General features: G+C 66.3%; 15 protein-coding genes. All 15 read right to left on the reverse strand.

Annotated elements, in window-relative coordinates:
• Window positions 1-118 precede the first annotated feature (118 nt).
• Window positions 119-316: a hypothetical protein gene (locus tag FNH24_RS15925; protein WP_152363189.1), complete on the reverse strand. Its 198-nt coding sequence runs from the start codon at window positions 314-316 to the stop codon at window positions 119-121.
• Entirely contained in the window at window positions 316-915 is a 600-nt protein-coding gene (locus FNH24_RS15930) for a hypothetical protein (RefSeq protein WP_152363190.1), read from the reverse strand. Before FNH24_RS15930 ends, FNH24_RS15925 begins: the two co-directional genes overlap by 1 nt.
• A gap of 13 nt (window positions 916-928) precedes the next feature.
• A complete protein-coding gene (locus tag FNH24_RS15935; RefSeq protein WP_152363191.1) occupies window positions 929-1399 on the reverse strand; it encodes a single-stranded DNA-binding protein in 471 nt (156 codons plus the stop codon).
• Window positions 1400-1481: 82 nt separating this feature from the next.
• Window positions 1482-3266, reverse strand: a complete 1785-nt coding sequence (locus FNH24_RS15940; RefSeq protein ID WP_246186923.1) for a type IV secretory system conjugative DNA transfer family protein — start codon at window positions 3264-3266, stop codon at window positions 1482-1484.
• Entirely contained in the window at window positions 3263-3730 is a 468-nt protein-coding gene (locus tag FNH24_RS15945) for a hypothetical protein (protein WP_152363192.1), read from the reverse strand. Before FNH24_RS15945 ends, FNH24_RS15940 begins: the two co-directional genes overlap by 4 nt.
• Window positions 3731-3922: 192 nt before the next feature.
• A complete protein-coding gene (locus FNH24_RS15950) occupies window positions 3923-5410 on the reverse strand; it encodes a TraC family protein (protein ID WP_152363193.1) in 1488 nt (495 codons plus the stop codon).
• Window positions 5407-6198, reverse strand: coding sequence for a hypothetical protein (locus FNH24_RS15955; protein WP_152363194.1), 792 nt, complete (start codon window positions 6196-6198; stop codon window positions 5407-5409). The genes FNH24_RS15950 and FNH24_RS15955 overlap by 4 nt, the downstream gene beginning before the upstream one ends.
• Window positions 6199-6249: 51 nt before the next feature.
• Window positions 6250-7716: an SCO6880 family protein gene (locus FNH24_RS15960; protein WP_152363252.1), complete on the reverse strand. Its 1467-nt coding sequence runs from the start codon at window positions 7714-7716 to the stop codon at window positions 6250-6252.
• 4 nt (window positions 7717-7720) lie between these two features.
• Entirely contained in the window at window positions 7721-9292 is a 1572-nt protein-coding gene (locus FNH24_RS15965) for a conjugal transfer protein TrbL (RefSeq protein WP_246186929.1), read from the reverse strand.
• A 32-nt stretch (window positions 9293-9324) separates the two neighbouring features.
• On the reverse strand, window positions 9325-9645 hold the full coding sequence (locus tag FNH24_RS15970; protein WP_152363195.1) for a DUF6112 family protein: 321 nt from the start codon (window positions 9643-9645) through the stop codon (window positions 9325-9327).
• Window positions 9646-9731: 86 nt separating this feature from the next.
• A complete protein-coding gene (locus tag FNH24_RS15975) occupies window positions 9732-10013 on the reverse strand; it encodes a DUF6112 family protein (protein WP_246186924.1) in 282 nt (93 codons plus the stop codon).
• 144 nt (window positions 10014-10157) lie between these two features.
• Window positions 10158-11234 carry a M23 family metallopeptidase gene (locus tag FNH24_RS15980; RefSeq protein ID WP_152363196.1) on the reverse strand — a complete coding sequence of 359 codons (1077 nt, stop codon included), beginning with the start codon at window positions 11232-11234 and terminating at the stop codon, window positions 10158-10160.
• 9 nt (window positions 11235-11243) lie between these two features.
• Entirely contained in the window at window positions 11244-11744 is a 501-nt protein-coding gene (locus FNH24_RS15985; protein WP_246186925.1) for a cell wall protein, read from the reverse strand.
• Window positions 11745-11958: 214 nt separating this feature from the next.
• Entirely contained in the window at window positions 11959-13053 is a 1095-nt protein-coding gene (locus FNH24_RS15990; protein WP_152363198.1) for a ParB N-terminal domain-containing protein, read from the reverse strand.
• A complete protein-coding gene (locus tag FNH24_RS15995) occupies window positions 13050-13790 on the reverse strand; it encodes a hypothetical protein (protein WP_246186926.1) in 741 nt (246 codons plus the stop codon). Before FNH24_RS15995 ends, FNH24_RS15990 begins: the two co-directional genes overlap by 4 nt.
• Window positions 13791-14065: the final 275 nt, after the last annotated feature.

The following is a 14065-nucleotide window of genomic DNA, read 5'->3' on the forward strand; positions in this document are numbered from 1 at the left end:
AGGGCGACTGAGGCGGTCACGTGTGAGTTGAGGGACACCACCGCTTCGAGCGAATCAGCTCTGGCGGAGGTTTTGGCTTGGTGCCAGCGGCGCCGGGAATGTGGCTGTGATTCGTATGTTACCGATTCGGTGTGAGTAGCCGTTGGAGGTTGCCGGCTGCAAGGGTTCCGCGGCCGCTGTCTGGGGCTCGCAAAGCATGGCGAATGAGGACTTCGGCAATTTTCTCGGCATCGACCTGCTCGCGGCGGTAGATCCGTGCGCTGATCTGCCGGTCGGCGGTGATGTGCTCGGTCGTCCGCCGGTAGTGGCGCACCATCACGGGTCCTGCCGCGATGCAGGTTCGGCGAGCGTTGGGCGGGCCCGCGGGTTGGCAAGGGAGGAGTAGAAGGCCTCCTCGGCTCGGCGCCGCGCTTCGACCTCATCGAGGAGGAAACGGACGAAGTCTTCGTCCCGGTCGGTGATGGTCATGTCCTCGATCGCTCTGCCGATTTCTTCGCCCGGCCATGCGGTCTGGCGGGTGGGTCGGTCTCGGTCGAGCCTTGTTCCGGAGGTAGCGACCCAGTCGCGTAGCCGTTGCCGGGTGTCGGCGAAGTCGCGGTGCCAGCCGAGCGGGGCGGAGGCGTGTTGTTCGGGGTCGTATGCGGCGAGCCAGTGAAGGTGCAGGGCGCTGAGTTCCCAGACGAGTTCGGGATGTCGGTGCCACAGGGGAGGGACGACGCTGGCTGGCAGCCCATACGTGTGGCGGAGCCAGTTGATCCATTGATTGAGCGCGAGCCATTCAGCCTCAAGATCATCGGCGCTGAGCAGGTTCCAGTTGATCGGGTGCGGTGGTTCCGGAAGATCAACATTCGCAGACTGCCAGTGTTGGTCCGGCGGATCTGTCGGCTCGGGTTCGTTCGGGTACATGGTGCTCATCGGTGGTGCCCGCTCAGACACTCAGCGCTGAAGGGCCCGGTTGATCGGATCTGGTCGGTGATTCGAAGGTGTTGGCCTCCCGGTCTGCTGCTGTACGGGCGGCGGCGTCGTGCTCCGTCACCTGTCGCGGTGTGCGGTCGACGTCGTAGCGAGTGCGGGCGGTGTCGTGGCCGATCTTACGGGCGACGAATTCCTCGCCGGCGATTTGCTGGCCGTCGCGTTCGTAGTCGTAGGTGTTGATCTTGCCTTCGGCCACGAAACTGTCGCCTTTGGTGAATCGGTCGTAGGCGCGTTCGGCGCTGGCGTTGTACATGACGAGGTTGCTGAAGGTCGGCTCGAGCTTGGTGAACGAGTCGTCGGCTTCCCGGCGGTAGTGCTCCTGGCCGAATCGGGCGTAGAACCGGGCGACGCCGCTGGCTGTGTAGGTGAGTCGCGGTTCGGTCGCGATGAATCCCGAGATGGACTGTTGGGTGTGGATCGGCATCGGTCGTTCCTGACTGATCGGGTGCGGCCACCGGCTGGCCGTCGTTGTCAATCAGGTGCGCTCGGCATCCCCGACACTCCGTTCAGGATCCTGATTGGTGGCGGTGTAGGAGCTGCTCGAGGTGCGCGCGGTCGCGTCTCAGCTGGTCGGCGTCGCGGCGGTCTGGCCAGGCGCGCAGGTCGGTGATGATCGGTCGGGTCGAGCGGAGCAGGGTGATGCCGATGCCGAAGGGGAGGGTCCTGATGCGGTTCGGGGGCATGATCGGGACTCGGCGTACCGATCGCTGGTTGGAGCGGGATCCGTGATCACCCAGGGTCACGGAGTCGGTGTATTCGTCGCGTTCGCCGATCACGGTGGACAGGTCCTGGAGGTCCTTGGAGTTGGATGCTCCACCGAGGATGATCTTGACGATGCTGGCGTCCCAGATCGCGTTAGCGGCATTGTCGTTCCATTTGTCGCGGGCTTGGGCGAGTGATTGCAGGACGGGCAGGCAGGTGATTCCGGTGCCGCCGCCTTCGGCCATCAGGGTCGGTAGTGACGGGAGTGGTGCGAGGTTGCCGATTTCATCGAGTGCGAGCAGTAGTGGTGGATCGAGCCGGGCGCCGGGTGAGCGGGCTGCGATCCGGCGGGCTGTCTCGACCAGGTCTTCGACGAAGGCTGAGACCAGGGCTGAGCTCGCGCCGGCTCCGGCGCCGGTGGCCAGCAGGTACAGCGTTCCGTTCTCGGCGAGGAAATGTTCGGGGTCGAAGTCCTCGCCCGATTTGGGGCTGACGGCGTCGAGCACGCGTGGGTCGGCCAGTGCGCCGAGGGCGAGACTCACGCCCTGCCAGATCGAGTCACGCGTTCTTGGATCGGAGTCGATCATGGACTCCAGCGAATCTGCCCAGCCGGTCGCGGCGTTGGGGCTGTTGGTGAGGATGGCGACGGCGTCGCTGGCGGCGGTGGGATCGAGGGTCCACCGGTACAGGTCGCTCGGGGGCCGGTCGTCGAGGGCGGCGGCGTGGAGGAGCGCCTGGAGCGCGGTCCGGGTCTTCCCTTCCCAGAACCCGCCGGCGTCAACTCCGCCGGCGGACAGCCCGGTGGCGGAGGCAAGTCCCGTGGCGCGGATCATGGCGGTGAGCGGGTCGGAGCAGCCGCGGATGGGTGACCAGCGCAGACCGGCCGGGACGCCTTCGGCGAGGTGCTGCGGATCGAACACCGCTACCGGTCCGCGTCGTTGCCGGGCGCGGAGAGTGGCTGTGAGGTTGTCGGGGCGGGTGCTGGTGGTGACGACGGCGCCGGGTGCGTCCAGGATCGCCGGGATGACGATGTGCAGGCCTTTGCCGGAGCGTGGCGGACCGATCAGCAGGATCGAATCCTCGACGCTGGCCCAGACCTGTTGCCCGCGGGACGTGCCGAGCTGGTAGCCGACGTCGCGGGGATGTGGTCTGATCAGCGATGGGCGCAAGTGGCGGGCCCGTTTGAGCAGGGCAGCGCCGGAGGAGGACGTGACTACCTCGTGCTTGGTGGCAGCACCAAGTGTCTTGCGTGGGTCGGTCTCGACTGCGTACACATGGCGGAGGATCCGCGTCCAGATCCAGCTCGCTATGGAGGCGACGCCGACCAGCATCGTGGCGGTGACGATCCAATAGGCGACGGGGTTCAAGTCTTGGGCGCCGAGCGCCGCTCCGGGGTTTCCCAGGTCGAACAGCACGCCGACGCCTGCGGCGATTGAACCCTTGGGTTGGGGACTGCCGGTGAGGTGGGCCGCGACCGATCCGGAACCGCGGAGGATGAGCGCAACGGTGAAGAGTCCGATGAGGGCTGCCATGGCGGCGTTGGTGAGTTCGTCGCCCCACGAGCCGGTCTGTCTCCGCTGCCAGTTCACGACCGTCTCCGCACCGCGGCGTTGCCCGAGATCCACCCGTACAGCACCACCTCATGGCCTCCGTGCAGGACGGCAGGTTCGAGGCGGAGCTGTGCGGTGCCGTCCGGCCCGGCCGCTGTCACCGCCACGACGACAGCCACCGCGATTTCCTCGCCGCCGACGAACCCGTCGACGCTGAACTCGATCAGGTCGGCAGCGTCCGCGGACTTCCCACCCTCAGTGATCGCTGCATCGCGATTCACGGGGTCTGGCGATACTGGGCCGGGCGCCGGTGGTTCGCTGGTGCCGTGGCCCGCGGGAATGATCTCGGTGAAGGTGCTGCCATCGGTTTCGTGTACCTCGAACCGGACCGGGATCCGCCGATGCCGCGTGACCGCATCGAGGACGGCCCCGATGGTGGCGCGCGTCCAGGGATTCGTTTCGTCCGGTGGTGGGAATGGTTCGCCGTTGACCGTCACGGTCATGGTCCCCGGCCCGGAGACCGTGGCGACGACCTGGGTGAGTGAGTCTGGGACGGCTGCGGCAACTTGCCTGGCCGCGCGGGAGCGGCGGGACGGCGTTTTCTCGGTTCTTCCATGACGACTCATGGAGGGCAGGTACGCCTGGGTCGCACGGGGCGGAACTGGGCAGATGATCATGGACGGTGCTACTACTACTCATGGGTTTGCACCGCCTGTGGTCATGCGTCCGGTTGTGTCGAACAGGTCGTGCTCGGCCGGATGGAGTTGATGTTGGACGACGAAACTGCGGTCCTTGATTCGCCAGAGTCCTTGGCCGGTGCCGAGTCCGGGAAGGAGTTCTTGCTCGGTGCCTGTGAGCCCGAGTGCTGCTGAGGTGGTTCCGAGTTGATCTTGTTCTTGGCGGTAGATCACTCTGGTTTCGGCGTTGGCGAGCAGGCTGTTGGCGAGCGCGCGCATGGCGGAGCCTTGATCACCGACGTTGTCGAGGTCGGTCAGTTTGTGGAAGACGAGCATGTTTGCGATTCCGTAGTGCCGGGCGAGGCGCCAGTGGGCGTCCATCCTGCGTAGGAGGGCGGGTTGGGACATCAGTCGCCAAGCTTCGTCGTAGATGACCCAGCGTTGCCCGCCGGCGGGGTCGAGCAGGGCGGCTTCCATCCATGCTGATGCGCAGGTCATCAGCACGGAGATCAGCGTGCTGTTCTCGGTGACGCGGGACAGGTCGAGAGTGATCATCGGCAACGTCGGGTCGAAGATCACGGTGGAGGGGCCGTCGAAGAGTCCACTGAGATCGCCGGCGACCAGGCGCCGCAGGGCGTGGCCGACGAGCCTGCCGTCCTCGGCCAGTTGACCGTCGGGATCCTTGTCTGGATGGAGGATGCGGTCGACGACCATCGGCATGATCGGTACGTCGGCATCCTGGACGGTGGCGGTCAGGGCAATGTCGATGGCGGTGTGTTCCACCGGTGAGAGTCCTCGGGTGAGGACGGTTTCGGCGAGAGCGCCGATGAGGTCGCGGCGTCGGGATGCGACCGTGATCGCCCAGTCATGATCGGACAGTCCGCTGGGTCGGTATCCCTCGTCGAGGGGGTTGAGCCGGGCACCGAGGCCGTGCCCGAGCACGATGGCGCGCCCGCCGACTGCCTGGGCGACAGCGGTGTGCTCACCTTTCGGGTCGCCGGGCACGTATACCCGGCGGCGGAAGGGCAGTGATCGTGTGTAGAGGGATTTGGCGAGGGATGACTTACCGCTGCCGACGATGCCGGCCAAGATCAGATTCGGCGCGGTGATCACCCCTTGCCGATAGAGTTCCCACGGGTCGTACACGAACGACCCACCGGAGTAGAGATCCTGGCCGACGAACACCCCGGCCGAACCTAGACCCGCTTCGGCCAGGAACGGATAGGCGGCGGCGAGCGTCGCGCTCGTGTCCTGATGCCGTTGCAGGCGGAAACCGCCGGGTGTGCGCAGCGCGGCGCGGCCGGGTTCGCCTGCTGACGGTAAGTACGTGGTCGCTCGGCGCTCGGCCTGTTCGGCCTCCGCTCTCGCGAGCGCTTCGGCTTTCCGCTCCTGGCGCCAGGCTGCGTGGAGCTGATCGGCGGCCCGCCGGCGATTCTTGCGGCGGGTTCGTCGCTCGGCCGCCGGGGCGAACAGAACCGTGGTGTGGAGTTGTTCGTCCTTGATCATCGGGAGACTCCTCGCGGCGGGTTGCCGCCGGCTTGATCAACTCGAGTCACCCAAGGCCAGTCCTGCGTACCGACACCGGGTATGCGTAGGAGAAGCGCGGAGTCGCAGTTCCGGGGCGGATCTCGCCTCGGCGGGGCAAGTGTTCCGACCGCGCTGTCGGGTTCCACGGCGTGGCGTCGGTAGAGCGCGACATGACCAGACGCGGGGTTGTAGGTCAGGGCGTACTCGCCGTCGATGGCCTGCCGATCGGTGCCGTGGTTCGGGGGTTCGTCGTAGACGTGCCCGTTCTCCATGGCCGCATTCGTGGTTTCGTCCCCGTGATCCCACTGGGACAGCCGTTGGATGGCTGCTTCGTCGCCGTCACGTTCGATCACCTCGAGGATCTGGTCGGCCTCTTCGCCTTGTAGGAAGACCGCGGAGACCCACCGCTGTATTGGTTGTGGGTCGAGCCAGGCGACGCGGCCAGCATGTTGTGCTGCCCGGTCGAGGACCTGTCCGGCCTGCTCGATCAGACCGCCGGCGTCGTGTAGGAAGTCTGCGGCAGCCAGAGCATCGACCGCGCCTGCATCACGTTCTCCCGTGTCGTTGGCGGCACGGTCTCGATGGGCCAGGTGGGTGTCGGCGACTTGGTCGAGCACCTGCCGCAACGACTGCACCGCGCCAAGTAGGTCGCCGATGACGGTGTAGGCGTCGGCCGGGTCGTCGAAGGTTCGAGTTGCGTGGGCGAGCCCGCGCAGAGCTTCGCTGCCTTCACGTGCGTCCTCAACGGGGTCCTGAAAGGTCGGCATGGCAGCCTCCTCGATCGGCGGGTTCGCTGTCAGGCAGGTGCGCTCGTGAGGTCAGACCTTGCGGCACAGGGGGAGTGCGGCGGCGGTGAACGCTTGGGCCTGCTGGCCGACGAGTCGCCGGGTTTCGCAGGAGGCTTGGATGGCTGCTTGTTCGATGGCCGCAACGGCGGCGTCGAGCTCGTCGAGGGACGGTGCGGAGATCGAGATGAGGCCGGTGTAGCGCAGCACGCCGTGTCCGGCGGTCAGGTCGGCCTCCTGTGCCAGCACGTCGTGGTATTCCGCGGTCTGCCCGGCGTCCTCGACCTGTCCGATCTTGGTCCGCTGGGCGGCGTCGGAGATGTGCTCGACCTTCTTCTTACGGATGTCGCGCACGGCTAGATCGGTACGCAGCGGCGTACAGATCAACGAGAACGAGCGCTGGATCCCGGTCGAAAGCAGCACGGGGGACAGGAACCCCGGATAGACCATCGACCTCGGCCACTCAGAGATCCACAACACCGCGTGGTGTGCGGAATCGGAGCGGAGATGATCCCAGGTCTCGGTGACCGCGACCGGCCCGGCTGTGGCGAGGTCCTGCCCGAGCTCGCCGTGCCGTTCCAGGGTGGCGGCGACGGCCGGGTCGTAGGCGCTGCGCAAGACGACGGCCAGTCGGCCAGGCGTGTACCAGTCCGATGGTGCCAGGTCGGCTGACCGCAGCGCTGCGACCAGGGAGGTCATCTCCTGTCGTAGAACCGCGGCGGCGCCGCGCAGGCCGCCTCCGGCGGTTCGGATCTGGCGGGCACAGGCCTGGAGGTCCAGGCTCAAACTGAGGGTCGTCGAGTGGCGCTCCCCGGCGGGGCCGGCTCGTTCGATGAGCTCGGCGTAGGTTTGTGCGGCCCAGGATCCGTCATCGACACCGTGCCGGGCCCACCATTCTGCGAGGCCGGTGCCGGAGTCAGGCAGTGTCCGTTCCAGCACCTGCAATGCTGCGATCCGGCCGGATCGGCAGACCATTGCCAGGACCCGGCCCCAGGACCTGACCCGTCGTTCCTGCTCACCCGGATCCAGGAGCACAAACGCCGGGTGCCGCACCTCGATCACCACGGTGAGCGTGGCCTGGTGGGGGTCATGGACCATCACTGCTCCAGTCATCGGATCAGTGAATTCCCGCAGCCGGGACATGTCGCCGGGCAGTGCGAGCGTTCCCGCCGGGCGCGGACGGACGATCCTGCGCCGATACAGCAACTGGTCGATCGTGGCGCGCCAGGACCATCGCGTTGCCACCGGGATCCAGTGCACCGCGGGGCGCCCGGCGATCGGCACCCACGCGATCGCCGCGCAGAGAGCCGAGATTGGCACGGTGTAGGCGATCAGGGTCCCGCCACCCGCATACAACGCCACGACCAGCACCAGACCTCCGATGCCGAGCACGACAAGCTGTGCGAGCGACAACCCCAACAGGACGCCCCGGCGGGCAAGTCGGGAGAACTTGGCTGGAGCCAGTTCACCTGCCGAACGCCTGCCATTCGTCGATGCCACGGGGTCATTCCTCACTGGTCGCAGGTGGATTTCCCGGTGTGGGCTTCGGGGTGGCGTCGCCGTGGCTGGCTTGGCGGGAGCCAGGCCGCGCGGGGTCATCGGCTCGGGAGGCGATGACGGTGCTTGTCTGCGCTGTCCCTGGCCGGGCTTGGCCTGCGCCGGCGTCCGACCCCTCCGACGCGGGGTGCTGCGCTGGCGTCCGGGCGCCAGCGGAGCCCCCTCGACCGGAGTCTGATTGGAATGCCCGACCAGGTGTGGATTGGCTCCTTGGGCTGGTTGCATCGGCTGCGGAGTCGGCGTGCCCGGCCGCTGATCCACCGAGTGCGTTCCCGGCCTTGGGGCCGGCGGTGGCTGCCTCCTTGGCAACCTTGGCACCGACCACAGCAGCCGCGGCAGGCCCAGCGGCTGCAGCACCAGCTCCCGCACTTGCACCAGCCCCGGCGCTGGCACCCGCACCCGCGCCGGATCCCGCACTGGTGGATGCTCCGGTGCCGCCCGCGGCCTGTGACATTCCTCCAGTGGAGCCCGAACCAGATGAGCCGGACGGTCCGGGACTCGTCGACGCGCCCTGGCCGGGTCCACCGCCCGGACGTTCTCCGTTTGCACCGCCGTCGAGCACCTTCTGGGGGCTCGGAGCTTGCGGGTTTGTGGGGGTCGGGACGGGTCGGTTGAGGGCGGACTTCGCTTCCTGTTCGGAGCTCATCGCGTGGTACATGTCGAATCCGATGAAGGAGATGAACTTGTAGGTGAGGTAGGGCGCGAAGCCGGCGAGCAGCATCAGCACGATGCCGGCCAACGGGTCGCTGATGGATGCCAGGTCTGCCTCGATCGGCGGCGCTACCTGGGTCACGGCGACGAGGAACATGACGACAACGACGAGCTTGCTGAAGATGAGGGCGATGACGAACATCGCCCACTTGGTGATCCATCCCTTGGTCGCGTCCCAAACTGCTCCAGAGAAGGCCAGCGGCGCGAACACGATGGCCACCAGCAACAGAGCCTTGCGGATCAGCAGCGAGAGCCACACGATCGCGGCACCGCCGATGGCCAGGCCGGCGAGGAAGATCGTGACGATCGGCCCGACCGTTGGAGAGGCGACATTGAGTCCGGCCAGGCCGGTGACCAGGAGGGTGATCTTGTCACCCATCGTTTCCGTGGTCTCGCCGGCAGCCTGAACGATCCCGACACAGAGTTGATCAACGATCTCCAGCAGCAGGGCAGTGAGTGTGATCACGACGAAGCTGCCGAGGACCGACTTCGCCAACCCGAGAGCGGCGCGGGACAGTGCGGTCGGGTCGCGCTTGATCAGCCCGGTCAGGAGCTGCAGGCAGAAGAAGATCAACATCACGAACACCGCGATGCCGAAGAGCAGGTTGTAAACCGAGACGTAACCGGCGCTGGTGAGGTCGACCAGGGTGGTCGTATCGAAGACGGACCAGACGGCCTCGAACATCCAGGCCGCTGCCTCGCCCATCGCTGACGCGAGCCATTCGAACAAGGCTGACGTCAGGTTGGAAGCAGTCACTTCGCCCGTGTCACAGACGATGGAGATCCCGGGGACCTCGCAGACACCCATCAACAAGCCTACTTTCTCGGTCGGATGGAGAGTTAGACGGTTTGACCGACGCCCCAGAAGAAGTTGATCAACGCGACCGAAGCTCCGCAGATCACCGCGGCGCCGCAGGAGACCAAGACCCCTGTCTTGCCTCTCCCTGCCAGGTTGGGGTTGCTGCTGTTGGCACCGAACCCCCACACGATCGCGGAAATGATCATGGCCAGGACGCTGAGGATCAACCCGACCGTCATCACAGCGCCGACGATCGTTCGAAGCTGGGCGATACCGGGTAGACCGTTGTCGTTCGGGGTGATGTTGACGTCGAACGGCACCAGAAGTGGAACGACGGCGATGGGTATAACCAGATTGAACACGTGTAGCTCCTAGCAGCATCTCCCGCAGCCGGGAGTGTTTGGGTGGGTCACCAGTCAGGTGCGCACGGCGTCCCCGCTCCGGATGATCAGAATTGTGAGCCGAGGTCGATCAGGAAATTCATCCATGCCACGCCTCCGCCCGCCAGCACTGCGGCGATGACGGCGACCAGCAACCCCATGCGGCCCTTGGCGGCGGCAGCCTGGTTGCCGTGCCCCGAGGCGAGAGCCCAGATGATTGCGGAGATGACGACCATCAGGACAGCCGCAATGAGCACGACCGTGAGCAATGCACCAACGACGACTTCAAGATCACCGATTCCAGCGAGCCCGTCGAAATCTGGGAAGACCTCCATCAGCGACCCGCCCACGCGGTCCGGGACGATGGCCAGTCGGAAAGGTCGCAATGAACGATTGGGTTCATGTGCCGCAGGTGCGCGCGTCGAATCGACGTCAGTGCCGAAGCCTGGGTCCCGTCATCAAAGCGTCGGATGCAAGCGCGAGCACGGAGGCAGTCATGGAGCCACGGTCACGTGCAGATGATCGTAGTGGCCGCCCGTGACGTCCTTGGGGTCGTGCATCCCGCCTCCGTTATAGACGCGCCAGCCTTCGGTTTGCCGGGCGACGGACCAGATCCTGCCCTGCCAGATCAGGTACTCCACGCCAAGCGCCTCGGCGTGGTCCTTCATCCAGTTGGTGATCATCCAGCCGTCCTCGAGCTGGTCCGGGGTCGGGTTCAACCCGATCGGATTGCCGAAGGTGATGTCACACGCGCGGCCGAGTGGATGCTCGGACTTGCTCCCTGGGCGCGGCGAGTAGCAGGACCACGATGTGTCTGGGAACGCGTGGATCGCCTGCTGATAGAGGTGCAGCATCGGCTCTGTGATGCGGCCATCGCTGGTCGGGTCATCCACCATCTGCCTCCGGTCGCCGGTCATCTGCTCCGGCGGACCGGACGATCGGTTGCCAGTGCAGCCCGGTGACATGTTGGACTCTGGCTGTTGCAGGTCGGTCGCCTCGTGGTCGTTCAGCCACGGCACCGGATCGATCGGCTGTCCGTTTGCGCCGCCGGGCCGGACTTCGAAATGGAGATGGGGTCCGGTCGATCGTCCGGCGTTCCCGACTTCGCCGATGGGCTGCCCAGCCGTGACGGTGTCGCCGATACGGACGTGGATGCCGGCCTCCCACATGTGCGCGTATGCCGTTGCAACCGCCCGATCACCAACTCGATGCTCGATGACAATCAGCCCGCCATAGACATCGGAGAGTCCTGCCACCGCAACAATGCCGTCAGCCGCGGCACGGATCGACGTGCCGGCCGGCGCGCCCAGGTCGAGCCCAGTATGAAACGACTCGTCGGCCGTGACGGGATGTATCCGACGCCCGAACCCGTCGGTCATCACCCAGACCCCCTTAGGGAGCGGAAAGACGACCCGGGACGACGGCGTTTCCCGCCCGATCACGTCGCCGCCGCTGGGGGATCCACAGTTCGCGGATAGATCAGAGCTGATCAACGCCGCGAGGCTGATCAAGATCGTGGCTGGACCGACCATGATCAGGATGAGAGCTGCTGCAGCGAGTCTGATCGCCATCGCGGCCGCCTAGCGGAGGGCAAGGTCGAGTTGGGACAGTCGGAGCAGATGACACTTCTCATAGGTCGGTCCGCAGACGACGAACACGGTGAAGGCCACGGCTCGACTGCTGGTGACGGCCTCGGTGCCCCATACGCCGTCTCTGCGTCGGTGACCCTCGATTGTGATCGCGGTCGTGCCATCCTGGATTTGGCCCGGCGGCGCCGCATCTGCCACGACCGTCCAGGCTTCCGGGACGTAGCTGCGCTGGACGCTCAACCGCTGACGGGTGGCGTACTTGCGGAGCTCGATCCAGGCCTGCCGTGACGGAAGGTAGTTGGCGATGTCAGAGGCGAGGCCGGCCCGCTCCGTTCCAGTCGGGTCCCCGACTCTCAAGATCATCGCGGTGTGGTCGACCGGCATGAGGCCTGAGGCCGTGTCCCACGCGAACAGTGCCTCGGCGACGGATCGTGCGAACAACGTCGGATCCTTCGTCGCCGGAATCTCGATAGCCTGGGTCGGCGTTGCCACGGGCTCGCTCCAGGTGGTGGGTACCGCCGGCCGGCCGCTGGGCGCAGTACCTCTAGCCGTGTGTGGGGCGGTGCTGATTCCGTAGACGCCCAGGGCGACCACGATGAGCAGGAACAGTCCGGCTGCAGTGAGGGGTAGAACAACGCGGGGCCGGAGTGCACGAGCCAGTCGATCCATGTCGGTTAGGTACGTCCCGGTGCCATGGTGGCTGTAGCTACAGCGCTCGCAGGTGTCCTCGGGATGTTGGTACCGCGGCTTGCTGCTCGCGGATTGATCGGAGGTGTTCGGCGAACGTGTTGGTTCCCTCGACGGTGGCCAGGAACGTGTTGAGTTCCTCGTCGGTGAGCGCCGCGGCGAGCTCGGCGGCGTCGTAGTGAGTCCACCACTCTGTGAGCTCGGTCCAGGTCACCAAGAAGGCGCGTACTGGGTACTGGGCAGGCACCTCCACGCGCGCCGGAGGAGTCGAGGGTGCGCGCCTCGTGTGCCGCTTTCCGGTTGATGCCTTGACCCGGGCGACGGCTTCGGCAGCCAGCCGGTGCAGATCGTTGGTCCGGTCTGACCGACCCCGGATCCCGTCCACTTCCTTCTGCGCACGTTCCCGGTCCACCTCCGTGGTCGCCGGGTGGGTGATGATCTCTTCAAGCTCTGCCAGAACCAGCTCGGCACGAGTGCGTTGGTGCGCTGCCGTGATCGATCCGCCGGAATCGATGGTCTGCAACTCTTCTCGAGCTCGCTCCTTGACGCTGTCCGGTTGTGACTCATCGTCGGCAAGCTGTTCGAGTTCGCTGATGCGTTCCATGGTCGTGTAGGAGTTGCGGCCGGTCACCATCTGAGCCGCCTGACGCCGCACCGCACCGCCGGCGGTCGGTGACGGTGATGCCACCGTGGCAGCACCGTCAGTTCCTGGCTGGTGGTCGGAGCTGAAACGGGTGGCGGCCTGCCGACGACCGGCGTCTTCGGCCAGCAGCTGCTTGAGTTCGCGATACAGGGCGGCTGCCTCACGCTGAGTGAGGGGCTTGTGGAGGTTGTTGTCGTCCTGCTCGGCCATGAGCTGCCCCAGGCGGTCGGAAAGACCAGCGCGGACCCAGACGTTGACGGTGTGCCAGCCGAGTTGCCGGATGGCCGCGATCCGGCGCGCGCCGCAGACGAGGAGCCCGTCGGGAGTCACCGTCGGTGGCTGCAGGAGCCCGTCCCGCTCGATCGAGGCGGCCAGCGCGTCGAGGTCGCCCAGGTCGATGCGGTGCCGTTTCCCGACAACAATCGACTCGAGCGCTCGTTCCAGCTCGATGTGTCCGTCCCGACCGGTCATCTGGCTTTGCTTCCGTGGCGGGGGACTGACAGCGACACGGCCAGCACGAGGTCGTCATCACGCAAGAGGACTGGGACAGACTCACCGATGAGCAGCCGCAGCAGGACGCCGCGGCCCGTGCTGGTAGCGGCGTAGGCCGGATTCGGGTTGCCCAGCAACGCCTTCAGCAGCGCCGACCAGGATGGGCCCGGAAGGTCGAGCAGGGCGCGGGCGTGCATGTCCCGGCGCAGGCTCTCATAGGCGGTCTGCCGGGTGCCGGCTCGGGTGAGCGCTGCGCACACATGTTCCACGGAGGCCCGAGCGCTCTCGGTCGGCCATCCCAGGAGGGTGAGCAGGTTGATCGCATCCTCGACCACCAAGGTCGCTGTCGCCGACACTCTCGAGTGGTCCTCGACTTCACCGATTCCTGCGTCGTGCTCGTTGAACACCCGGAACGCGGGATGGAAGTCGATCAAGGGACTCTGGCGGTCGCCGAAGCGCTCGGCATCGTGGCCCGCCGACACGTGCGGGCGCCGGGCCTGGTGGGTCGAGCACAGCAGTCCCTGGGCACGTTCCTCAGCGATGCAGGTGATTCGTACTGCGTGTGTGATCACCGCCCAAGGATCATTCGCGTACCGGACGGCCTTCGTGCGCATGACGTCGAAGGCGGCGCTGGCGGCTTCCCACGGATCCAGCCCATGCTTGCGCGCCAACGATGAGTACTTCTCCGCAGCGAACTCCATCAGGTCGGTGGCCATCGGATCGAGCTCCCAAGCCCTGGCCCCGGCGTCGTGAAGACGCTGTAACAGCGACCTCAGACCCTCGCGAGTGGTGAAGTCCTCGACATTCTCTCCGCGATCCACAGTTCTGTTGGGCCTCGTGCCAGTTGGTTTCATCTTCGGGCACCTCCTGTCAGACAGGTGCTCCGGCAGGTCCCAGAGAGTCGTCGTAGCGGCGCCCACAACCTCGCCCTGCCTTAGTGCAGACCGACGGCAGCCCGACTGGCTGCTGCCTGAGTGCGATCGCGATGGCC

The organism is Microlunatus speluncae (assembly GCF_009299835.1).
In the GTDB taxonomy this organism is placed as follows: domain Bacteria; phylum Actinomycetota; class Actinomycetes; order Propionibacteriales; family Propionibacteriaceae; genus Microlunatus; species Microlunatus speluncae.